The sequence below is a fragment of the Candidatus Pelagibacter sp. genome, assembly GCF_965262185.1.
Classification (GTDB): domain Bacteria; phylum Pseudomonadota; class Alphaproteobacteria; order Pelagibacterales; family Pelagibacteraceae; genus Pelagibacter.
The window spans coordinates 560,123-582,548 of sequence record NZ_OZ253498.1 but is presented as its reverse complement, the minus strand read 5'-3'; the positions used below and the strand labels follow the sequence as shown (position 1 = coordinate 582,548).

Annotated in this window: 20 protein-coding genes and 1 tRNA gene; 12 read left to right on the top strand and 9 right to left on the bottom strand. The window is 28.4% G+C overall.

The genetic code is table 11. From position 1 onward, the window contains the following. Positions 1-2,031, top strand: coding sequence for an NAD-dependent DNA ligase LigA (gene ligA, locus ACQY31_RS03270; RefSeq protein ID WP_428080820.1), 2,031 nt, complete (start codon positions 1-3; stop codon positions 2,029-2,031). Here the strand turns inward: ligA and ACQY31_RS03265 are convergent. Beyond that, complete coding sequence (locus ACQY31_RS03265; RefSeq protein WP_428080818.1) at positions 2,014-3,708, bottom strand: M24 family metallopeptidase; 1,695 nt, start codon at positions 3,706-3,708, stop codon at positions 2,014-2,016. The genes ligA and ACQY31_RS03265 overlap by 18 nt on opposite strands. After that, the gene (locus ACQY31_RS03260; protein ID WP_428080816.1) at positions 3,705-5,741 is read right to left on the bottom strand and encodes an ATP-dependent helicase; all 2,037 of its coding nucleotides are present in this window, start codon (positions 5,739-5,741) and stop codon (positions 3,705-3,707) included. The genes ACQY31_RS03265 and ACQY31_RS03260 overlap by 4 nt, the downstream gene beginning before the upstream one ends. Positions 5,742-5,774: 33 nt before the next feature. On the opposite strand from ACQY31_RS03260, the gene ACQY31_RS03255 reads away from it, so the two are divergent. After that, positions 5,775-7,265: an AsmA family protein gene (locus ACQY31_RS03255; RefSeq protein ID WP_428080814.1), complete on the top strand. Its 1,491-nt coding sequence runs from the start codon at positions 5,775-5,777 to the stop codon at positions 7,263-7,265. Here the strand turns inward: ACQY31_RS03255 and fumC are convergent. After that, entirely contained in the window at positions 7,253-8,641 is a 1,389-nt protein-coding gene (gene fumC / locus ACQY31_RS03250; protein ID WP_428080812.1) for a class II fumarate hydratase, read from the bottom strand. The two genes, ACQY31_RS03255 and fumC, sit on opposite strands and share 13 nt — an antisense overlap. 66 nt (positions 8,642-8,707) lie before the next feature. Here fumC and ACQY31_RS03245 point away from each other — a divergent pair, with 66 nt between their 5' ends. Further along, complete coding sequence (locus tag ACQY31_RS03245) at positions 8,708-9,079, top strand: phosphoribosyl-ATP diphosphatase (protein WP_428080810.1); 372 nt, start codon at positions 8,708-8,710, stop codon at positions 9,077-9,079. On the opposite strand, the gene nadC is transcribed toward ACQY31_RS03245, so the two are convergent. Further along, on the bottom strand, positions 9,076-9,909 hold the full coding sequence (gene nadC, locus ACQY31_RS03240) for a carboxylating nicotinate-nucleotide diphosphorylase (protein ID WP_428080808.1): 834 nt from the start codon (positions 9,907-9,909) through the stop codon (positions 9,076-9,078). The genes ACQY31_RS03245 and nadC overlap by 4 nt on opposite strands. A 4-nt stretch (positions 9,910-9,913) precedes the next feature. Then, positions 9,914-10,903, bottom strand: coding sequence for a quinolinate synthase NadA (gene nadA, locus ACQY31_RS03235; RefSeq protein ID WP_428080806.1), 990 nt, complete (start codon positions 10,901-10,903; stop codon positions 9,914-9,916). Positions 10,904-10,958: 55 nt separating this feature from the next. Between nadA and ACQY31_RS03230 the strand changes: the two genes are divergently transcribed. After that, positions 10,959-11,044, top strand: a tRNA-Leu gene (locus ACQY31_RS03230). Between the two features lie 10 nt (positions 11,045-11,054). Here ACQY31_RS03230 and ACQY31_RS03225 read toward each other — a convergent pair. Then, positions 11,055-11,942, bottom strand: coding sequence for a YgfZ/GcvT domain-containing protein (locus ACQY31_RS03225; RefSeq protein WP_428080804.1), 888 nt, complete (start codon positions 11,940-11,942; stop codon positions 11,055-11,057). A 43-nt stretch (positions 11,943-11,985) separates the two neighbouring features. Between ACQY31_RS03225 and ACQY31_RS03220 the strand changes: the two genes are divergently transcribed. Then, on the top strand, positions 11,986-13,293 hold the full coding sequence (locus ACQY31_RS03220; RefSeq protein WP_428080802.1) for a dihydroorotase: 1,308 nt from the start codon (positions 11,986-11,988) through the stop codon (positions 13,291-13,293). Here the strand turns inward: ACQY31_RS03220 and ACQY31_RS03215 are convergent. Next, positions 13,286-13,618: a DMT family transporter gene (locus ACQY31_RS03215; protein ID WP_428080800.1), complete on the bottom strand. Its 333-nt coding sequence runs from the start codon at positions 13,616-13,618 to the stop codon at positions 13,286-13,288. The genes ACQY31_RS03220 and ACQY31_RS03215 overlap by 8 nt on opposite strands. Next, complete coding sequence (locus ACQY31_RS03210) at positions 13,611-15,512, bottom strand: propionyl-CoA synthetase (RefSeq protein WP_428080798.1); 1,902 nt, start codon at positions 15,510-15,512, stop codon at positions 13,611-13,613. Before ACQY31_RS03210 ends, ACQY31_RS03215 begins: the two co-directional genes overlap by 8 nt. Positions 15,513-15,724: 212 nt before the next feature. On the opposite strand from ACQY31_RS03210, the gene ACQY31_RS03205 reads away from it, so the two are divergent. From ACQY31_RS03205 to ACQY31_RS03185, 5 genes are all read left to right on the top strand, one after another. Then, positions 15,725-16,492 (top strand): bacteriorhodopsin-like, encoded by a 768-nt coding sequence (locus ACQY31_RS03205; RefSeq protein WP_428080796.1) that lies wholly within the window; start codon positions 15,725-15,727, stop codon positions 16,490-16,492. Positions 16,493-16,595: 103 nt separating this feature from the next. Next, positions 16,596-17,597 (top strand): fatty acid desaturase, encoded by a 1,002-nt coding sequence (locus ACQY31_RS03200; protein WP_428080794.1) that lies wholly within the window; start codon positions 16,596-16,598, stop codon positions 17,595-17,597. Between the two features lie 60 nt (positions 17,598-17,657). Then, positions 17,658-17,978: a 2Fe-2S iron-sulfur cluster-binding protein gene (locus ACQY31_RS03195; RefSeq protein ID WP_428080792.1), complete on the top strand. Its 321-nt coding sequence runs from the start codon at positions 17,658-17,660 to the stop codon at positions 17,976-17,978. Next, positions 17,979-18,995 carry an NAD(P)/FAD-dependent oxidoreductase gene (locus tag ACQY31_RS03190; protein WP_428080790.1) on the top strand — a complete coding sequence of 339 codons (1,017 nt, stop codon included), beginning with the start codon at positions 17,979-17,981 and terminating at the stop codon, positions 18,993-18,995. Then, the gene (locus ACQY31_RS03185) at positions 18,992-19,618 is read left to right on the top strand and encodes a glutathione S-transferase family protein (protein WP_428080788.1); all 627 of its coding nucleotides are present in this window, start codon (positions 18,992-18,994) and stop codon (positions 19,616-19,618) included. The genes ACQY31_RS03190 and ACQY31_RS03185 overlap by 4 nt, the downstream gene beginning before the upstream one ends. On the opposite strand, the gene ACQY31_RS03180 is transcribed toward ACQY31_RS03185, so the two are convergent. Next, on the bottom strand, positions 19,619-20,134 hold the full coding sequence (locus ACQY31_RS03180; protein WP_428080786.1) for a TraR/DksA family transcriptional regulator: 516 nt from the start codon (positions 20,132-20,134) through the stop codon (positions 19,619-19,621). Between the two features lie 79 nt (positions 20,135-20,213). On the opposite strand from ACQY31_RS03180, the gene ACQY31_RS03175 reads away from it, so the two are divergent. Both ACQY31_RS03175 and ACQY31_RS03170 read left to right on the top strand, forming a co-directional pair. Further along, positions 20,214-21,533, top strand: coding sequence for a glycosyltransferase family 39 protein (locus ACQY31_RS03175; RefSeq protein ID WP_428080784.1), 1,320 nt, complete (start codon positions 20,214-20,216; stop codon positions 21,531-21,533). A gap of 3 nt (positions 21,534-21,536) precedes the next feature. Continuing rightward, positions 21,537-22,406, top strand: a complete 870-nt coding sequence (locus tag ACQY31_RS03170) for a glycosyltransferase (protein WP_428080782.1) — start codon at positions 21,537-21,539, stop codon at positions 22,404-22,406. Positions 22,407-22,426 lie beyond the last annotated feature (20 nt).

Genomic DNA, 22,426 nt, shown 5'->3' with positions numbered 1-22,426 from the left:
ATGGATAAAAAGGAAATCAAAAAACTTTATAACTCAAAAGTAAATTTATTAAAAAAATATAATGAAAGTTACTTTAATAAAAATAAGTCAATAGTTTCAGATAAAGAATATGATGAAATTAAAAAAGAGGTATTAGACTTAGAAAAAAATTTTAGCTATCTTGTTTCTAAGTACTCTCCATCTCAAAGTGTAGGATTTAAGCCCTCTAAAAATTTTAAAAAATCTTTACATAAAATACCAATGTTATCTTTAGGAAATGCTTTTTCAGAAGAAGATTTAATTAATTTTGAAAAAAAAATTAAAAATTATTTATCTTTAAGAAATGATTTTAAAATTTCATATAGCACTGAGCCTAAAATTGATGGAATATCTGCTTCATTGACTTTTAAAAATGGCAAATTTCACAAGGGTCTTTCCAGAGGAGATGGAAAAGAAGGTGAAGATATAACTGAAAATCTTAAGACAATAAAAGATATACCCAAAAAAATTCCTCACAAAGATTTTCCAGAAGAAATTGACATTAGGGGAGAGGTGTTCATACAAAACAGTGATTTTAAGGGTTTAAATGAAAAGTTTGCCAATCCTAGAAATGCAGCATCTGGCTCTCTTAGACAAAAAAATCCAGAAGAAACAAAAAAAATACCTTTAAAATTTATTGCCTATACATTTGGATATGAGAGTGGATTAAAAATTAATAACCAATCTGATTTTCTAAAAAAATTGAGTGAGTGGGGATTTAAAACAAATCCATTAAATAATTTAATCACAGGTATAAAAAATTTAATGAAAAATTATAATGAAATTGAAAAAAAAAGAGCAAGCCTTGATTTTGATATAGATGGAATAGTTTACAAAGTGAATGATTTTGCTATGCAAAGACGATTGGGTAATGTTGCAAATGCCCCAAGGTGGGCTGTTGCACACAAATTTTCATCTAACAAAGCAGTATCTAAGATTTTAGACATAGAAATCCAGATAGGTAGGACTGGGGCCTTAACACCAGTCGCAAAAATTAAACCAATTAATATTGGTGGTGTTATAGTTTCAAATGCAACATTACATAATGAAGATGAAATTAATCGAAAAGATATTAGAATAGGTGATACAGCAGTTATAGAGAGAGCTGGTGATGTAATTCCCCATATACTTTCGGTAGATAAACAAAAAAGATTAAAAAATTCAAAAAAATTTATTTTCCCAAAAAATTGTCCTTCATGTGGATCAGAAACAATTAAAGAATATAATAAAGTAACAAAAAAAACTGATGCGGTTAGAAGATGTTCAAGTGGGGATTATGATTGTGATAAAATCTCAATTGAAAAATTAAAACATTTTGTTTCAAAAGAAGCATTTAACATAGATGGCTTTGGAAAAAAAATAATTGAAAATTTTTGGGAATTAAAATTAATCAAGTTTCCTCAAGATATATTCAAATTAGATTATGAAAAAATAGAAAAACTTGAGGGCTGGGGTAAATTATCTGTTCAAAATTTAAAATATTCAATTAATCAAAAAAAAAATATTTCATTAGATAGATTTATTTATTCTTTAGGAATAAGACATATAGGATTGGAAAATGCAAAGTTATTGTCAAAACACTATATATCATTTTCAAAATTTAAAAATTTATCAATGCATAAAGATTATGAGGATTTGGTAAATATTGATGGGATTGGTGAAACACAAGTAAATTCTATTAAAAATTTCTTTTCAAATGAAAAAAACATTAAAGTTTTAAATGAATTGGAAAATGTTTTGGTTATTAAAGATGCTATTCAAAATTCAGATGATGGAATTTTAAATAATAAGACTTTTTTAGTTACTGGAAAGTTAAGTGGAATTAGTAGGGCTGAAATTAAATCTTTGATTGAGGAAAATTCAGGAAAAACAATTAGCAGTGTATCAAAAAAACTAAATTTCTTAATAATTGGAGAAAAACCAACTAAAAAAAAAGTAGACTATGCTAAAGAGTTAAAAATAAAAATCATTGATCAGTCTGAATTTTTAAAAATGCTAAATAAAACTAGCTAACCACTTTTTCTCATTTGTATTTAAATACTTAGAAATCTTTGAATAAACTTCTAGATGATATTTAAATAGATAGTTTTTCTCATCAATTGTTAATAAGTCAAAATTTATTAAATCTTTCTCTATAGGTGCCATTGTTAAATTCTGAAATAATAATTTTTTCTTTATTTTTTTGACATAAACTAAATTTTCAATTCTGATACCATATTTATTAGTTTTATAATACCCAGGCTCATTACTTAAAATCATACCTTCTTTTATTTTAATAGTATTTATTTTTGTAATAGATTGAGGACCTTCATGAACATTAAGAAAAAAACCAACACCGTGTCCTGTACCATGTGCATAATCGAGATTGCTTTTATTTAAAAATTTTCTTGCTCTTTTATCAATTTTTTTACCCGTATCATCTTTATTAATATCTGACGTAGCTACAGCAATATGACCTTTTAAAACTTTAGTGAAAATATCTTTGATATTTTGTTTCTGTTCTGAAAAACATATTGTTCTTGTGACATCTGTTGTGCCATATTTATATTGGCCTCCAGAATCACAAAGAAAAATATCTCTCTTATTTATAACTCTGCAATTTTCTTTTTTTGCACGATAATGAACAATTGCACCGTTTTTTCCAGATCCTGCAATAGTATCAAAACTAGGATAAAGAAAATTTTGATTTATTTTTCTAAAACTCTCTAATTTCTTAGCAGCTTCTACTTCATTAATTTTCTTTTTATTGATTTTTTTTATCCAGTATAAAAATTTTGTTAATGCAACACCGTCCAAAATGTGAGCATTGATCATATTTTTAATTTCAGTTTTATTTTTAATTGCTTTTAAATGATAAATTGGATCTTCTGTTTTTATGATCTTAAATTTAGACTTAATTAAATTTTCATAAAATATTGAACAAGATTTATCATCTACAATAAAGTTTTTTCCCTTAAGATGTACTATTTTACTTGGTAAATTATTTTCATCTAAAAATTCATCTTTCTTAATTACTTTATTTTTTAATAATTGCTTACACTTTTTAAGATTACTTATAAATAGTATTCTTTTTGATTTACTTACAAGCAATCTTGAATTGGGTATTGGGCTGTTAGGGCCATCTCTACCTCGTATATTTAAAGCCCACGCAACGTTTTCTGGTGCACTTATAAAAATATAATCAGATTTATTTTTTTTTAAGTAATGAGTTATTTTATTTAATTTAGAATTAACACTTTCACCAACAATACTTTTATCTAAAGAGAAAAATGGAACAGAAATATTCTCTTTCTGTTTTTTAATTTCATCAATTAGATTTTTTTCAATATGTTTAATTTTATTATATTTTAAAAAATAATTTTTAATTTGATTGTTAGTAAATAACTTCGGATCTATACCAAGTGTAAGATTTTTAAATAAACTACAATTTATTAATTTTTCAAATCCATAAATTCTAAAATTTTTTCCACTCTCAATTTTACTTTGAATTGTGTATCTTCCATCAGTAAACAAATAATTTTTATTTTTAAGTATTATCGCTAAACCAGCGGATCCACTAAAATTTGAAATAACTTCTAATCGATTTAATTTTGAATATTCCGTAAAATAATCATCATTTTTTGGAATTATGTAGCCATCAATTTCATATTTTTTAAATTTATTTCTTAATAATTTTATATAATTTTTCATTTAATTCTCTTTTGATATCTTATCCACCCAGGACTTCTTGTTCCTTCTTCAATTTCAAAATCCTGATTAAACTCAAAATCATCATCATTATTAACTTCTTCATCAAAGAAAGAGTTTTTTTCTAAATGTTTTTCTGGCAATTCATCAATGAATCGTGAAGCCATACTGTCTATCCAATCCCCTTGGTAAAATCTATTCATTGAGAAAGAAATTATAGCTTTTTTCTTTGCTCTTGTAATTCCTACATACGCTAACCTTCTTTCTTCTTCTAGGCCATTTTGACCTTTTTCTTCAATGGATTTTTGATGTGGAAATAATCCTTCTTCCCATCCAGGTAAAAATACAACATCAAATTCTAAACCTTTTGCTGCATGCATGGTCATCATATTAATTTTTTCCCCATCCCATTCTTGATCGACTGATGTTGCTAACGATACATGTTCTAAAAAACTTTCTAAATTATCAAATTCTTTCATAGCACTTAACAACTCTTTAATATTTTCCAATCTATTTTCATTATCTAAATCTTTTTTATTTTTTAGCATTGCTGAATAACCAGACTCATCTAAAACAATCTGTAATAATTTTATGTGATTTGATTTTTTTATGGTTAAATCATCTCTCCATTTATTTAGAGAATTAATAAACAAGCTAAGTCCAATTTTAGCTTTTGGCTTAATTAAATTTTGCTCAAGCATTTTTTGTGATGCTCTTTCTAAATTTAAATTATTTTCCTTAGCAAACTTGTGAATATTTTTTAAGGTACTATCACCTATTGATCTCTTAGGGTTATTTACTATTCTTTCAAAAGCTAAGTCATCTTTTTCTTGGTAAATTAATCTTAAATATGCAATACAATCTTTAATCTCAGCTCTTTCATAAAATTTTGTACCACCTAATATTCTGTAGGGCATACCTATTTTCAGAAATCGCTCTTCAAATTCACGTGTTTGAAAAATGGCTCTAACTAAAATTGCAATGTTGTTATAAGAAAATTTTTTTTTTATTTTTTTTTCAATTTCATCGGAAACTCCAATTGCTTCATCCTTACCATTTTTAAAACAGTTTAATTGAACCAAATCACCTTCTTCCATTGTAGTAATCAATGTTTTTCCAATTCTATTTTGATTATTAGAGATAAGGTTTGACGCAACTGATAATATATTTTGTGAAGATCTGTAATTTTGTTCTAATCTTATTACTTTTGTATTTTCATAAATTTGGTCAAACTCTAAAAAATTTTTAATCTCAGCACCTCTCCAACTATATATTGATTGATCATCATCACCAACACAACAAATATTTTTATTTTTTTCAGATAGAAGATTAAGCCATTTACTTTGAATAAAATTTGTGTCTTGATACTCGTCAACTAAGATGTATTTAAAGTTTTTAGAATATATTTCTCTAATATCAGGATTAAATTCTAAAATTTTTACTGTGTGTAAAATCAAATCACCAAAATCACAGGAATTTAAATCAGTCAATTTTTGTTGATATATTTTGTATAATGGAAGGACAGTTTTCTCATAAATATCTTTTTTATTTATGAGCACTTCTCCAGGATAAAAACCTTTATTCTTCCATCTATCAATTATTGCAAGTATAAATCTTGGAGATAATTGTTTGATATCGATATTTTCTGCTTTGCATATATTTTTTATCAATCTAATCTGATCATCAGAGTCTATAATAGTGAAATTCGAGTTTAGTTGTGCAGCAGAAGCATGTTTTCTTAATAATTTAGCACATATTGAGTGAAAAGTTCCCAACCAAGACAGACCAATAGCAGCAGATCCCAAAATTTTACTAACTCTATTTTGCATTTCTTTAGCTGCTTTATTTGTGAATGTGACCGCTAGAATTTGATTTGGAAAAGCTTTTTTTTCCTTAATTATATTTGCTATTCTTGATGTTAGAACTTTAGTTTTCCCTGAACCAGCACCAGCTACTATTAAAAGAGGACCGTCAAGATGCATTACAGCCTCTTTTTGTGCTTCATTCAAATTATTTAAATATTCTCTATTTATCATTCAAAATAATGTTTTATAAGATTATCACCCAAAATGAATAATCTTAAATTTATTGCTAGTTTTTTTAAAAAATTCAGTAAATTTATTAATAATCTATTAGAGAAAAATTTAAACAAGTTAAATGTTGATAATTTTAAAAGTTTATTAATTAATAATAAAATATTTTTATCTATTGTCGCACTAATTGTTTTGTTTTTATCATACCTTTCATTCCCAAATATTCATAATAAAGAAGAAGTAGCTACAGAGATTAAAAAAAATTTAAAAAACAAATTAAACCTAGAGTTTAATTTTCAAGAAGATTTAGATTATAAATTTTTACCAAGACCTCATTTTACTTCAAATAATTCCTCAATTAATTTTAAAGAGGATAAAATTACAGACATAAAAAAAGTTAAAGTTTATGTCTCTTTGGAAAATTTGTTTTCTTTAAAAAACATCAAATTAAATCATGTCATCTTGGAAGAAGCAAATTTTAATTTAAACAAAGAAAATTATAATTTTTTTTATAATTTATTAGATGGTAATTTTAATGATTTCAAATTTGAAATATTAAATAGTAATGTTTTTTATAGAAGTTTAGAAAATGAAGTTTTATTTATTAACAATATCAGGAACGCAAAATATTATTTCGATCCTAAAGAAATTAAAAATATGTTTGATGCAAATAATGAGATTTTTAATTTACCTTATTCAATTAAAATTTTTAATGATAAAATTGAAAAAACAATACATTCTTTAATAAATATAGAAAGTTTAAGACTTAAAATAGATAATCAAACATCATATGATGACACAAATTATTTAGGTCTTTCAGAAATAAATTTAATAAATGCAAAAAGTTTATTTGAGTATCAATTAAATGATAATTCATTTGAGTTTAAATTTTTTGATAAAATACAAAATCCTGAGTTTTCTTATGTAGGTAAATTTAATTTTAAGCCATTTTATTCAAATATAACAGGTAATACAAATAAACTTGATCTTACACCATTATTTTCATCAAATGCAATTATTAAAGAGCTTTTAAAAACTGAAATTTTAAATAATAAAAATGTTGATTTTAATTTAATCGTTGCTGGAAATAATATTAAAGAATTTGATGATTTTAAAAGTGTTTTGTTAAAATCTAAAATTCAAGAAGGTTTAGTCGATATTGATCAATCTAAAATAACTTGGAAAAATAATATTGACTTTGAGTTTTTAGATAGCTTAATTTTTGTAAAAGAAGGAAAATTAATTTTAGATTCTAATGTTGAAATTAGTATAAATAATTCAAATGAACTTTATAAGTTCTTACTTACCCCAAAAAATTTAAGAAAAAAAATTAGCAAAGTTGATGTCAACTTTACTTATTTGTTTGATGAAAAAAATATCAAAATTAAGAGTATCAGGATAGACGGAAAAACACTTGAAAAATCTAAATATTCTTTCGAGGATATTTTGCTTAAAGAAAATAACTTACAAAATAAAATTTATTTCAAAAATTTATTAAATGAAGTAATTAAAAATTACGCTGGATAAATCATTTTCTTAGGATCAACAATTCTTTCATAGTCTTTTTCACTAATTAATCCTGTTTTTAACGTTTCATGTTTCAGTGTTGTATTATTCTTTAATGCTGTCTTGGCTATTTTTGCAGCATTATCATAGCCAATATGCGGAGCCAAAGCTGTTACTAACATTAAAGAATTATCTAAATGCTCTTTTATTCTCTTTTTATTAGCTTTAATTCCTTTAACACAATAAATCGCAAAATTTTTTGTACTGTCTGCCAATAAGTCAATAGATTGCAAAATGTTATGGGCAATTAGTGGCTTAAATACATTTAATTCAAAATGACCATGCGATCCTGCCATAGTAATCCCATTGTGATTGCCAATTACGTTTGCACATACCATTGTAACTGCTTCACACTGAGTTGGATTTACTTTTCCAGGCATTATCGATGAGCCAGGTTCATTTTCAGGTAATATTAGTTCTCCGTATCCAGCTCGAGGTCCAGATCCTAAAAATCTGATATCATTTGAAATTTTCATTAATGTAACAGCACATGTATTCAATGTTCCTGAGAAATTTACTATTGCATCGTGAGCTGCAAGTTCAGCAAATTTATTTGGTGCAGGTTTAAATTTTATTTTAGTAAATTTTGAAATTTCTTTAACAATTTTTTTATCAAAATTTTTTTTTGAATTTATTCCTGTTCCAACAGCTGTTCCCCCTTGAGCTAAAAATAGAATTTCTTTTAATGCGTATTCGATTCTTTCAATACATTTTTTTAATTGAGCATGATATCCAGAAAACTCTTGACCAAGAGACAAAGGAGTTGCATCTTGGAGATGAGTTCTTCCAATTTTAACTATTTTTTTAAATTCTATAGATTTTTTCTTTAATTCTTTTTCTAAGATTTTTAAACTTGGCAACATTTTAGATAAAGTTTGTGTCGCTACAGAAATGTGCATTGCGGTTGGAAAAACATCATTAGTAGATTGAGATTTGTTTACATGATCATTTGGATGTACAGGTTTTTTAGTTCCTTTCTTTCCCCCTAAAATTTCTATAGCTCTATTGGCAATTACCTCGTTCACATTCATGTTTGTTTGAGTTCCAGAGCCTGTTTGCCAAACTTTTAAAGGAAAATTTTCATCTAATTTTCCATTAATAACTTCGTCTGAAGCTTTAATAATTGCTTTTGAAATCTTACCACTAATTAATTTATCTTTAGCATGAACTATAGCTGCTGATCTTTTAATAATAGCAATAGATTTTATTATTGAGATATTTACTAAAATTTTACCAATGTTAAAAAATTTATTTGATCTCTGCGTTGAGGCACCCCAGTATTTGTCATTGGGTACATTTATACTTCCAATACTGTCAAATTCTTTTCTTAATTTCATTGATTAATTTTTAAGTACAAATAATTATATTAATACAATAAATTTTTAAAAACTTACAGGAGCAATATGTCGAATTTTAGTAAAGTTGGAACTTTTATGAAAACCTTTGGTCAAGATGTTAAAACTAAGCCATCTTTTAGCACTGATAAGATAAATAAATTAAGATTAGATCTAATTAAAGAGGAATTAGATGAGCTTACTGAAGCTATGAATAATAAAGATTTACTAGAAGTTGCTGATGCTTTGACTGATATTCTATATGTAACTTATGGAGCAGGTCATGCCTTTGGAATTGATTTAGATAAATGTTTTGAGGAAGTTCAAAACTCAAATATGAGTAAATTAGATGAAAATGGAAAACCTATTTATAATGAAGCTGGAAAAGTTATGAAAGGTCCTAACTATTTTAAACCTAATCTATCTAAGTTTGTAAGTTAAATTTCTAACTTAAAGTCAACAGCACTAGCACTATGAGTAATACTTCCTACAGAAATTCTATTTACTCCTGTTGATGCAATAGTTTTAACATTTCTCAAATTAACATTTCCAGAGGCTTCTGTTTCGTAAAATTTTTTCGCAATTTTAACCGCAATTTTTAAATTTTTTATACTCATATTATCTAGAAGAATAGTGTTAAATTTTAATCCTAAAATTGATCTAAGTTGATCAATTGTATCAACTTCTACTGTAATTTTTTTTCCTTTTTTATTTTTAATTGCCTTAATAACTAAAGTTTTTAAATCTGAACTAGCAATGTGATTGTCTTTAATTAAGTATTCATCACTTAAATTAAATCTATGGTTTGTACCACCTCCTAATTTCACAGCATATTTTTGAATTACTCTAAGGTTCGGAATTGTTTTTCTTGTACAACAAATTTTAGTTTTTTTCCCAGCCAATTTAACAAATTTATTTGTCATAGTTGCTATTCCAGAAATATGAGACAAAAAATTTAGAGCGACTCTTTCAGCAATCAAAATATTTTTTGCTTTACCTTTTATAAAGGCAACTAAAGAACCTTTTTTAATTTTCGAACCATCTTTTTTTTTAACAATAAATTTTATTTTATTATCGATTAAGGAAAAAGTTTGTTTAGCAAACAATAACCCAGCAACAACTGCATTTTGATTTGATATTAATTTAATGGTTACAATCTTATCGTTATTAATTAATGCTGAAGTGATATCACCTGAGGGATAAAGATCTTCGTTTAGAGCTAACTTAACAGTACTTTTTATAAATTCTTTGCTTAATTTAATTTTTGACACTTAATTATCTGCCAATAGCTGCCATTCTCTCTACAGATATTCTCGCTTTTTCAATTGTTTCTTTATCCATTATAATTTCACCAGTTTCGTTTTCCAAACAGTCTAAAATTTTAGGTAAAGTGATCTTTTTCATATGCGGACACATATTGCATGGTTTAACAAAGTCTACATTTGGGTTTTCTATTTGAATATTGTCACTCATTGAACATTCGGTTACCATCATTACTTTTTTTGGTTGATTGTCTTTTACATATTTTATCATTCCAGAAGTAGATCCTGCAAAATCACTTGCTTCAATTACATCAGGTGGACATTCTGGATGAGCAATAATTTTAATTCCAGGATTGTTTTTTCTAATATCTTCAATCTCTTTTTTATTAAATTGGTCGTGTACTATACAAATCCCTTTCCAGGATATAATTTCTACATCGGTCTGAGATGCGACGTACTTTGCTAGATAATCATCAGGTAAAAAAATGACTTTTTTTACTCCAAGAGATTTAACAATTTTAACTGCGTTTGCAGATGTACAACAAACATCTGTTTCAGCTTTTACTTCTGCTGAGGTATTTACGTATGATACTACCGGAACACCTGGGTACTTCTCTTTTAGTAATCTCACATCTTTACCAGTAATTGAGGAAGATAAAGAACAACCCGCTTCCATGTCAGGTAAAATTACTTTTTTATTAGGGCTCATTAATTTTGCAGTTTCAGCCATAAAGTGAACTCCTGCCATTAGAATTATATCTGCTGAAGTTTTTGAAGCTTCTATAGCTAGCGCAAGTGAGTCTGCAGAGAAATCAGCAACACCATGATAAATTTCTGGTGTTTGATAGTTGTGAGCTAAAATTACTGCATTCTTATCTTTTTTTAATTTATTGATTTTATGTATGTATGGTGCGTGCACTGACCATTCTATCTCAGGCATCACCTTTGAAATTTTTTGGTAAATTGGATCTGTTGCTTTACGTACTTCTTGTGTAAATTCCATGAAGTTTTTTACCAATTTGAAACATAATTGTCATTCATTTATTATGAGACATATCGCGGTCGTGCTGAAATTGGTAGACAGGCACGGTTGAGGGCCGTGTGGACTAAGTCCATGAGAGTTCGAGTCTCTCCGACCGCACCAAATTTCAATTTTAACTAATCCAAACTGGTTTTTTTATGTTTATTGAAGCTTCTTTGGTTTTAAAATTAACTTTTTCATCAAAGTTTTCATCTAAATATTTGATTAAAGCGAAGGGGTAATCATTATCTATTAACACTTTACCTATCTCATTTTCATTATTAAAAATACTTTCTCCTGCATTTAATTTTCCATTAATTTTATTTATAGGCATTAATCTTTTTGAAAGTTTATTTTTTAATTTAATTCTAGCAGTGTTTTCTTGGCCAACATAACAGCCTTTTTTAAAATCTATTCCATTTAGTTCTTCAAAATTACACTCAATACCAAATAACTTATCTTGTAATTTGTTTAAATCTTTCGGAACTATTCCAAGGGTATGACTTAAAGAGTAGTATTCTTTAACATCAGCATCATGAAGATCTAGTTTTTTTAAGGATAAATAAAGTTTTTCTAAATTAATAATTAATCTTGCTCCTAATTGTTTATTTCTTGGATCTAAAAAAATAGGATCTTCTCTATATTTAATAGTAAATCCTAATTGATTTTTTGCTTCATCAAATTTTAAAAATTTTTCATAAGAAAAAGCTGCCACAACAAATTCATTACTTAGATTAAGTATTTCAACTTTGGATCTTAGCTTATATAGAGATAACTGCTTAAACAATCCATCTGCTTGATACTTTTCACAGTCTAAAAGATATCCTGATTTATGTTTTACAATTATAAATTCATATAAAAATTTCCCTTGTGGAGTTAATAAGGACGTAAAACAACTACTAACCTCATTTACTTTATTTATGTCATTACTGATAAGATTTTGTAGAAAATCTTTTGCGTCTTCTCCATTTATGTAAAGAATTGATCTATCTTCTAAAATGTAAACGTTTTTAATATTCATAATTGATTAATTATAGAATGTAATATAATAACAATTTCTCAGAATGTTAGATCTTTTAATCAAAAATGGACAATGTTACATCGATGGTGAATTAAAAAATGTTGATGTTGCAATAAATGATGGAAAAATTCAAAAGATTGGTCAAATTTCAGACAAAGCAAAAGAGACAATTAATGCCGAAGGTCAAACAGTTTTGCCTGGATGTATAGATACTCAAACACATTTTAGAGAACCTGGATCAACTGATACTGAAGATCTTCATTCAGGGAGTAGGGCAGCAATAGCAGGTGGGATAACCAGTGTATTTGAGATGCCAAACACTAACCCTCCAACTTCAAACATGAAAGAGTTTCAGAGAAAACTAGATCTTGCTAAAAATAGAATGTATTGCAATTACGCTTTTTACTTTGGAGCAACCGCTGATAATGCAGACGATTTAGCGAGTTTAAAAAATTTAGAAGGTTGTTGCGGAATTAAGTTGTTTGCAGGATCCTCCACAGGTAATTTATTGGTTGCTGAAGAAGATGATATAGATAAAGTTTTTCAAAACGCTTCAAAAGTCGTTGCAGTTCATTCTGAAGATGAAGCAATATTAAAGATTAATAAAAAATTAATTAAAGAAGGAGATGTTCATACGCACCCAATATGGAGAAGTGTAGAATGTGCAATAGCATCCACGAGAAGAATTGTAAGAATTGCTGAAAAATATAAGAAAAAAGCCCATGTTCTTCATATAACAACGAAAGAAGAGATTGATTTTCTTTCTCAGCATAAGGGCAACATTACTTTTGAGATAACTCCTCAACATTTAACTCTTTACGCTCCAGATTGTTATGACAAACTTGGAACATATGCTCAGATGAATCCTCCACTAAGAGACAAATCTCATTATGATAGATTATGGTACGGGGTGAGAAATAATTTTAATGATACTATTGGATCAGATCATGCACCTCATTTAAAAGAGAACAAAGATAAAGTTTATCCCAAGACTCCTTCAGGGATGCCAGGTGTTCAAACTTTAATGCCAGTGATGTTAAATCATATTAATGATGGAAAACTTAGTTTAAATCAATTGATGAATTTTGTTTGTGAAAACCCAGTTAAAATTTTTGGAATTCAAAATAAAGGATTTATTAAAGAAGGTTATGATGCTGACTTTACAATTGTGGATATGAACAAAACAATTGAGATTAAAAATGAAAATATTGAAAGTAAATGTAAATGGTCTCCATTTAATGGATTTAAATTCAAAGGAACACCCACTCACACTATCGTTGCAGGAAAAATTAAAATGCAGGATAGTCAAATTTTAGGAGATCCAGAAGGAACTCCTTTGCAATTTAGTTAAGCTTAACTGTAAAACTGTTTACTAGAATTACCCCTACCACAATTAAAAATAATCCTAAGATTGCTTGCCAAGCTAAGGTTTGTTTAAAAAATATATATCCTAGTATAGCAATTGTAAAAATTCCTAAACCACTCCATGTTGCATAGACAATTGCAATTGGAAGTTTGTTTACAACAAAAGTTAATAGGTAAAATGCACAAAGATAAAAAATTGATAAAGCAACAGTAGGTATAACTTTGGTAAAGTTTTGAGAAACTGGTAGCAACATCGTTCCAGCAACCTCACAAAATATAGCACCAACTAAAAATATATAAGTTTTAACCATTATTTAAAATTTTATGACTTACTAAATCCTCTTTTATTTCATTTAATATTGCAGGATCATCTATTGTTGGTGGAATTTTATACTCAACACCATCTGCAATTTTTCTTATTGTTCCTCTTAAGATTTTTCCTGATCTAGTTTTTGGTAATCTTTTAATAACTATTACTGTCTTAAATGCAGCAACAGGTCCAATTTTATCTCTTACCATTTGCACACATTCTTTTGAAATGGTTTCATTATCTTTACCAACACCTGATTTTAAAACTACTAAACCTATTGGTAATTGACCTTTCAGTTTATCTGCAATTCCAAGTACTGCACACTCAGCAACAGACTGATGTTCAGACAACACCTCTTCAATTGCACCAGTTGATAGTCTGTGACCAGCAACATTGATAATGTCATCAGTTCTAGACATAATCCAAATGTAGCCATCATCATCAATGTGACCTGCATCATAAGTTTGATAAAAGCCTTCATAATTAGTCATATAATTTTCTTTATATCTTTGATCTGCATTCCAAAGAGTAGGGAATGTTCCAGGAGGCAATGGTAATTTCACAACAATATCTCCCATTTCATTTGGTTTAGCTAAAGATTGGTCTGGTTTAATGATTTTAACATCATATCCAGGAACAGCCTTACAAGCTGAGCCATACTTTGTTTCCATCATTTCAATTCCTGTACAATTTGAGCTTATTGCCCAACTGGTTTCAGTTTGCCACCAGTGATCAATAACAGGAACCTTTAATAAATTCTCAGCCCATTTGATTGTATCTGGATCTGCTCTTTCTCCAGCAAGGAATAAACTCTCAAAACTGGATAAATCATATTTTGAGAAAAATTTACCTTCTGGATCTTCTTTCTTAATAGCTCTAAATGCAGTTGGTGCAGTAAATAATGATTTTACCTTATAGTCTGAGATAATTTTCCAAAAGGCTCCAGCATCTGGAGTTCCAACAGGCTTTCCTTCAAATAAAACGGTAGTGCATCCTTTGAACAGAGGAGCATAAACTATGTATGAGTGCCCAACAATCCAACCAATATCACTAGCTGACCACCATATGTCGTCAGTATCAATATTGTAGATATTTTTCATAGTCCATTTAAGAGCAACGATATGGCCACCAGTATCTCTTACAATGCCTTTTGGTGTTCCAGTTGTTCCAGATGTATAGAGGATGTAAGCAAACTCATTTGAATTCATTTCAACACAATCAGCATCTTTTGCACTTGAGACTGCTTCTTCCCAACTAATCTCTGTTGGAGCATTTAGTTTGACTTCATTTCCTGGTCTTTGAAACAAAATCATCTTTTCAATTTTATGATTTGCAATTTTTATGGCTTCATCTACTAAAGGTTTGTACTCAACTGTTCTACCGGGCTCAAAACCACATGAAGCAGTGACCAATAGTTTTGCTTTACTGTCATCTATTCTGCTTGCAAGTTCATTTGAGGCAAATCCACCAAAGACAACTGAGTGTATGGCCCCAATTCTTGCACATGCAAGCATAGCAATTACAGCCTCAGGGATCATTGGCATGTAAATAATTATTCTGTCTCCTTTATTTACACCTTGTTGTTTTAATGCACCTGCAAATTTTGATACTTTTGCTCTAAGTTCATCATAAGTGAACTTAGATTTATTACCTGTGATAGGACTATCGTAGATTAAAGCTGTTTTTTGTCCTCTTCCTTGGTCAATGTGTATGTCTAAAGCATTATAACAAGTGTTAGTAACACCATCTTCGAACCATTTATAGAAAGGAGGATTAGATTTATTTAAAATTTTTGTTGGTTTTTTAAACCAAAAGATATCTTCACTTGCTTCTTGCCAAAATTTTTCAGGATTTCTTATGGAATTTTCGTAAATATTTTGAAATTTTTCTGACATTCTATTTTGATTCGATTTTCGTTTTTTTTTGGTTTTTAACTTATAAATTGTATTTAATTTTAAAAATTCAGTAAAATCAATGCAAATTAATGACAATTAAGTCTTCATAAAACTAATTTAATTTGCTATTTAACCCCAACTTTGGCTTAGGGTTACTTAAGTCTAGTTTATATAAACTAAATAAATAAAAACTAACGAAGAGGGAGTTTTTTATGAAAAAACTTAAATTGTTTGCTCTTACAGTTGTTGCTCTTATGGGTGTAACTGGTGTTGCAAACGCTGAAACAGCTATGCTGGCTCAAGACGATTTCGTAGGTATTTCGTTTTGGTTAGTGTCTATGGCTTGTTTAGCTGCTACTGTATTCTTTTTCTTAGAAAGAAGTTCAGTTCCAGCTGGATGGAGAGTTTCAATGACAGTTGCTGGTCTAGTAACTGGTATTGCATTCGTACACTACATGTATATGAGAGATGTATGGATCGTTACTGGTGATTCACCAACTGTATACAGATACATTGACTGGTTAATTACAGTACCATTATTGATGTTAGAATTCTATTTTGTTCTATCAGCAGTAAACAAATCAGACTCTGGAATTTTCTGGAGACTAATGATTGGTACATTAGTAATGCTAGTAGGTGGATACTTAGGAGAAGCTGGATACATCAACGCTACACTTGGTTTCATAATCGGTATGGCTGGTTGGGTATACATCTTATATGAAGTATTCTCTGGTGAAGCAGGTAAGAGAGCAGCGAAAAGTGGTAACAAGTCACTTGTAACTGCTTTTGGTGCAATGAGAATGATCGTTACTGTAGGTTGGGCGATCTACCCATTAGGTTACATTTTTGGTTACCTAACAGGTGGTGTAGATGCTAACTCACTAAACGTGATTTACAACGCAGCTGACTTCTTGAACAAGATCGCTTTTGGTTTGATCATTTGGGCAGCAGCTATGCAACAACCTGGTAGAGCTAAGTAATATTTTTACTTAAAATTTAAATTAAGGGCAGGTACAATTTTGTACTTGCCCTTTTTTTTGCCTTAGGTAAAATTATGTATAGTTATTATACATATTTTTTATTATGGATGTAAAATTAGAAAAATGGCACAGATGCCAAGTTGATATAGAGGTTCTTAAAGAGCTATCAAAAAAATCAGACATCAAAGGTCTTCAACATGTTTCTGTTTTTTTTGGATTGTTATTAATAACAGGAACCTTAGCATATATAACTTGGGGTACTTGGTGGTCTGCTTTTTGGTTTTTGGTTTATGGAAACATTTATGGTTTTTCAAATCCATTATGGCATGAGACAGGTCACAAAACTGCGTTTAAATCAAAATCTTTAAATGAATTTTTTTACTATATCTCTTCATATCTTTCTAATTTTGAACCATTAAGATGGAGATACACACACTTTGTTCATCATGGAAATACATATTCAACAGAAAATCCATTTGATCATGAAATTGAATATGGAAATAATTTAAAAGACACGCCAAAAAATTTATTAATGAATTTAATTCCTTTTATGGAACTTATTTATTTTAAAAAAAGTATTGCTTACGAAATTATTCAACATGCATTGGGTGTAAAAACAAAAGTAATGCAAGACTGCATTCCAGAAAATGCACAATCAAAAGTTATTTTTAATTCCAGAATTTTTGTTTCAATTTGGATTGCAATTATTTTGTGGTCTTTAATTGCATTATCTTGGTTGCCAGTTTTATTTTTTTTATTACCAAAATTTTATGGAAGAACTTTACACAAACTTGTTTCTTTTACTCAACACGCTGGTTTAGCAAGAAACATTAAAGATCATAGATACACAACAAGAGAAATGTATTTAAATCCTATCTTAAGCTTTTTATATTGGAAAATGGAATATCATGTAACTCATCACATGTTTCCAACAGTTCCATCCTATAATTTAGATAAATTTCATCATCACATTAAAGATCAATTACCAAGAACAAATGATGGTTTAATTGATGCTTATAAAGAAATTTTACCAGCTATAATGAAACAAACTGAAGACACTAGCTACTTTTTTAAGAAAGAAGTACCCGAACCTCAGAACGCTTAAATATTGCTAAGTATGTTTTTACTTACTTGCTCAATTTAGATAAAAACCTATATATAACGCATGGCAAAAATTACTTACCACACACACGACAGCAAAACTCATACTATTGATATTCAAAATGGATTAACAGTGATGGAAGGTGCAGTTCAAAACGATATTCCAGGAATTGATGCTGATTGTGGAGGTGGAATGGCATGTGCTACTTGTCATGTATATGTTAAAGAAGATTGGTTAGACAAACTTCCAATTAAAGAAGACGGTGAAGAGGATATGTTGGATATGGCATATGAGCCAAAACAAAATAGTAGATTAAGTTGCCAATTGATAGTTTCAGATGAATTAGACGGATTAGAAGTTACTATTCCAGAAAAGCAAGCTTAGATGAATAAAACAGATGTATTAATTATTGGAGCAGGACCAACGGGCTTATTCTGTGCTCATCAACTCGGAATTATAGGACTTCAATGTGAAATCGTAGATAATCTAGATAAAGCTGGCGGACAGTGTATTGAGCTTTATCCTGATAAACCTATTTATGATATTCCTGCTGTTCCAGAATGTACGGGTGAGGAACTAACAAATAATCTTCTTCAACAAATAAGACCCTTTAACATTAAATTTCATTTAAATGAAAGAGTTGAAGAACTAAAAAAAGTTGAAAATCGTTGGCACGTTAAAACAAGTGGAAACAAAGAGTTTGATGTAGCAGCAATTATTATTGCTGGAGGAGTTGGATCATTTGAACCCAGAAAGTTTCCAGTTAAAGAATGTGAAAAATTTGAGGCATCTTCTTTATTTTACTCAATAAAAGATAAAACAATTTTTAAAGATAAAACTATTTCTATATTTGGTGGGGGAGACTCAGCTTTAGATTGGGCAATTGAATTATCAAATACATCAAAAGTAAATTTAATTCATAGACGTGATGGCTTTAGCGGAGCCGAATCTAGCGTTCAAAAAGTAAAAGAATTAAATGATCAGGGAAAATTAAATTTGTACACTAAATATCAAATGGACTCTGTTAGTGGAGATAATCAAATTAGTACTGTGAAAATAAAACATGACGAAGGAGAAATAAAAGAATTACAATCTGATTATGTTCTAGGATTTTTTGGTTTAATCATGCAACTTGGTCCTATTTTAAATTGGGGACTCAACATCAATAAAAAAAAAGTAGAAGTTAATACTGAAAATTTTGAGACAAATGTTGATGGTATATTTGCAATTGGTGATATTTGTTCTTATCCAGGTAAATTAAAATTAATTCTTTCAGGTTTTCATGAAGGAGCACTTGCTGCAAGAGGTTGTTTTAAGTACGCAAGACCTGATGAAAAACTAAGATTTGAATTCACCACTACATCAAAAGCTGCTCAAGAGAGACTTGGTGTGAAAAAATGATAGAATTATTTTCTGCTAATACTCCAAATGGTTGGAAGATTGGTATTATGCTAGAAGAAATTGGTTATGAATACAAAGTAACAAAGATTGATATAGGAAACGACGAGCAATTTAGTCCAGATTTTTTAAAGATAAGTCCATTTGGTAAAATTCCTGTAATTACTGATCATGAAAATAATAAAAGTATTTTCGAGTCTGGTGCAATATTGATGTACCTGGGTGAAAAAAGTGGAAAATTTTATAATAAAGAAGATCGATTAGTTATTAATCAATGGTTGATGGCTCAAATGGGAACTATTGGTCCTATGATTGGTCAGCATCATCAGTTTCATCATTATAATCCTGGAAAAAGTGAATTTGGTGAGCAAAGATATTTTAAAATAGCTAAAAGAATTTACGGAGAATTAGATACAAGATTAAAAGTTTCTAAGTTTTTAGCTGGAGATAATTATACCATTGCTGACATTGCGGCATGGCCGTGGTTAGCAAGACATGAATGGCATGATATTGGATTAAAAAATTATCATAACTTATCTAGATGGTATCAAGAGATTTCTGAACGTGAGGCAGTTATAAAAGGATATGCTTTTATGGATAAAGAGGCAAAAATACCAAAACCTTAATTAATCATCCACATGAACTTTTTCTTCTTTTTCATGTTTTTCTTGTGCAGCGATTGTGTATTTAGCAACAGGTCTTGCCATTAATCTTTTTAAACCAATTGGTTCAGCTGTATCTAAGCAATACCCATAAGTATCATCCATAATTCTTCTTAAAGCTTTATCGATTTCAGAAATTAATTTAATTTGTCTGTTAATTGCTTTCATTTCTACATTTTTATCGATGTATGAACTTGCTTGATCTACTAGATCTGCTGAAATATTGTTGTCATCCATACTTCCATTGTATAGCGCTTCATTGTTTGATTTAATTAATTCTTTCTTCCATTCATTTAATCTCATTCTAAAAAATACTTTATGTTTCTCACACATGTATTTTTCAGTTTCTTTTGGAACGTAATTTTTTGAAATTTTTATAGGAGCTTTTTTAGTTGTTGAAGCCACAGTTTTCTTTGGCTTACTTGCAACTTTATTTTTTTGTTTAGAAACTTTTTTCTTTGCTTTAGCAGTCTTTGGCATAGCTTAATTTTGAATGGTGGGAGTATATTCAGCAAAATAGGGGTGTCAAGCAAGCTGAATTGTTATAAATATTTACATAATGACTGTTAATAACAAAAATATAGATAATCTTTTTTACATTTTTGTTACATCTCATCTCATTTTTTGGACGTTGATCCCAACTCTTACAAATCAAAATTTACCCTTAGACACAATTGAAGCTCTAGCTTGGGGAAGTAATTTAGATTGGGGTTTCAATAAGCACCCTCCTATGAGTGCTTTTTTTCCGGAAGTTTTCTTTCAAATTTTTGGTTCACAGGATTGGGCTTATTATTTACTGAGCCAAATCTTTGTAATTATTTCTTTTTATTATATATTCAAACTTTCTAACGAAATACTTAAAAATAAATTTCTTGGTTTAATTTCAGTTTTATTAATTGAAACGATTTATTTTTATAATTTTACTACACCTGAGTTTAACGTAAATGTGTGCCAGTTACCTTTTTGGTCTTTAACTGCATATTATTCTTGGAAAATTTATAGTGGTAAAAATATCAAGTTTTGGGATTGTTTTTTAATTGGTTTATTTGGTGCATTAGGATTTTTATCAAAATATTTGTTCATTTACTTATTAGTATCTATTGCTTTTTTATTTATTTATTTAATCATAAAAAAAGAAAGAAAGTTTGATTTTAAATATTTAATTATAATAGAGGTATTTATAGTTGCTTTAGTTCCCCATATAATTTGGCTTAACAATAATGAATTCATTACAATTACTTATGGACTTGCAAGAACGAGTTTAGAGCAATCAAGTTTTATTGATCACATCAAATTTCCATTATTATTCTTAGCAAAACAAATTGGTATATTAATACCATTTATAATTCTAACTTTGTTATTAGTTAAAAAGATTAAATATAAAATAAATTTTAAAGATAAAAATTTAATATTTTTGTTGGCAATTAATATTTTACCGATTGCTCTTATGTTTCTAACTTCGTTGATAACAGGATCAAAAATTAGAACAATGTGGATGACACCATTTTATCTATTTTTTGGAACATTAATCGTTTACGTATTTCAATCTCAAATAAATATAAAAAAATTAAAACCATTCATGATTGGTTTTCTATTTTTTTTCTTTTTGTCACCGGTTCTTTACGCTTATGTTTCAATTACAAGCGATCACAAAAGAACAGATTATCTAGGTAAAGAAATTGCTATAAAAACTCAATACGCATGGGATCAACAGTTTGACTCAAAGATTAATGTAGTCCTTGGAGATGAATGGAATGCAGGTAATTTGTCATATCATTTAAAATCTAGACCAGTTTGGGAAGGTATAGTTGAAAGAGAAAAACTTGATCAATTGAAAGATTATATGTGTCTTGATAGTATCTGTGTTGGATCAAGATAATCTATGAAATATGTCATTTTAGTACCTGTTTACAATGACCGTGAGTCTTTGAAGTTGTTAATTGAAAATATTAATCATGAGATAAAAGATTTAAATTCTGAAATATCTTTAGTGGTAATTAATGATGCTTCTTCACAACAAATCATTGATGAATACCCAAATATTGAAAATATTCAGTCAATTGAAATTATAAATATGAAAGAAAACAAAGGTCATGCAAGATGCATTGCTTCTGGTTTGAAGTATATCTATGAAAAAAAGAAATTTGACTATGTCATTCCCATGGACGGCGATGGTGAAGATAGACCTGAAGAAATCAAAAATTTTATAGAATTATCAAAGGAAGCTGGAGACAGATCTATAGTTGGTGAAAGGGTTAAAAGATCAGAAAATATGATATTTAAATTGTGTTACCAATTTCACAAATTTTTAACTTTAGCATTTACAGGGCAATCTATTAAATTTGGAAATTTTACATGCCTTTCAAAAGCAACTGTTAAAAAAATGTTAGATGAAAAATCTACTTGGAATAGTTTTTCAGGATCATTAAAGAAAATAGAAAAAGATTTAATTTCCTCTCCATCAATTAGAGGAAAAAGATATTTTGGTCCATCTCAAATGAGTTTTTTTAAATTACTTAAACATTCTCTTTCAATAATAGGTGTATTCAGAAAAACAGTTTTAATTCGTTCAGCTTTATTTATTGTTTTTTATATTCTGTTAATCAAAAATAATGCGTCAGTTGTTACTTCATTGCCTTTAGTTTTATTATTAATAATGATTTATTCAATTTCTAGTTTAGCTTTAAGAGAAAATATTGAAGAATTTAATAATTCTTTAACAAATATCCACGATATTGATAAAATAAAATAATTCGTTTATTTTTATTAATA

Excerpts from the sequence above, each read along its gene's own strand:
- ACQY31_RS03265 (WP_428080818.1), bottom strand. The coding sequence starts at position 3,708 with ATGAAAAATTATATAAAATTATTAAGAAATAAATTTAAAAAATATGAA.
- fumC (WP_428080812.1), bottom strand. The coding sequence starts at position 8,641 with ATGAAATTAAGAAAAGAATTTGACAGTATTGGAAGTATAAATGTACCC.
- ACQY31_RS03190 (WP_428080790.1), top strand. The coding sequence starts at position 17,979 with ATGAATAAAACAGATGTATTAATTATTGGAGCAGGACCAACGGGCTTA.
- nadA (WP_428080806.1), bottom strand. The coding sequence starts at position 10,903 with ATGGAATTTACACAAGAAGTACGTAAAGCAACAGATCCAATTTACCAA.
- ACQY31_RS03205 (WP_428080796.1), top strand. The coding sequence starts at position 15,725 with ATGAAAAAACTTAAATTGTTTGCTCTTACAGTTGTTGCTCTTATGGGT.
- ACQY31_RS03245 (WP_428080810.1), top strand. The coding sequence starts at position 8,708 with ATGTCGAATTTTAGTAAAGTTGGAACTTTTATGAAAACCTTTGGTCAA.
- ACQY31_RS03220 (WP_428080802.1), top strand. The coding sequence starts at position 11,986 with ATGTTAGATCTTTTAATCAAAAATGGACAATGTTACATCGATGGTGAA.
- ACQY31_RS03255 (WP_428080814.1), top strand. The coding sequence starts at position 5,775 with ATGAATAATCTTAAATTTATTGCTAGTTTTTTTAAAAAATTCAGTAAA.
- ACQY31_RS03195 (WP_428080792.1), top strand. The coding sequence starts at position 17,658 with ATGGCAAAAATTACTTACCACACACACGACAGCAAAACTCATACTATT.
- ACQY31_RS03175 (WP_428080784.1), top strand. The coding sequence starts at position 20,214 with ATGACTGTTAATAACAAAAATATAGATAATCTTTTTTACATTTTTGTT.
- ACQY31_RS03200 (WP_428080794.1), top strand. The coding sequence starts at position 16,596 with ATGGATGTAAAATTAGAAAAATGGCACAGATGCCAAGTTGATATAGAG.
- ACQY31_RS03180 (WP_428080786.1), bottom strand. The coding sequence starts at position 20,134 with ATGCCAAAGACTGCTAAAGCAAAGAAAAAAGTTTCTAAACAAAAAAAT.
- ACQY31_RS03225 (WP_428080804.1), bottom strand. The coding sequence starts at position 11,942 with ATGAATATTAAAAACGTTTACATTTTAGAAGATAGATCAATTCTTTAC.
- ligA (WP_428080820.1), top strand. The coding sequence starts at position 1 with ATGGATAAAAAGGAAATCAAAAAACTTTATAACTCAAAAGTAAATTTA.
- ACQY31_RS03260 (WP_428080816.1), bottom strand. The coding sequence starts at position 5,741 with ATGATAAATAGAGAATATTTAAATAATTTGAATGAAGCACAAAAAGAG.
- ACQY31_RS03185 (WP_428080788.1), top strand. The coding sequence starts at position 18,992 with ATGATAGAATTATTTTCTGCTAATACTCCAAATGGTTGGAAGATTGGT.
- ACQY31_RS03210 (WP_428080798.1), bottom strand. The coding sequence starts at position 15,512 with ATGTCAGAAAAATTTCAAAATATTTACGAAAATTCCATAAGAAATCCT.
- ACQY31_RS03215 (WP_428080800.1), bottom strand. The coding sequence starts at position 13,618 with ATGGTTAAAACTTATATATTTTTAGTTGGTGCTATATTTTGTGAGGTT.
- ACQY31_RS03170 (WP_428080782.1), top strand. The coding sequence starts at position 21,537 with ATGAAATATGTCATTTTAGTACCTGTTTACAATGACCGTGAGTCTTTG.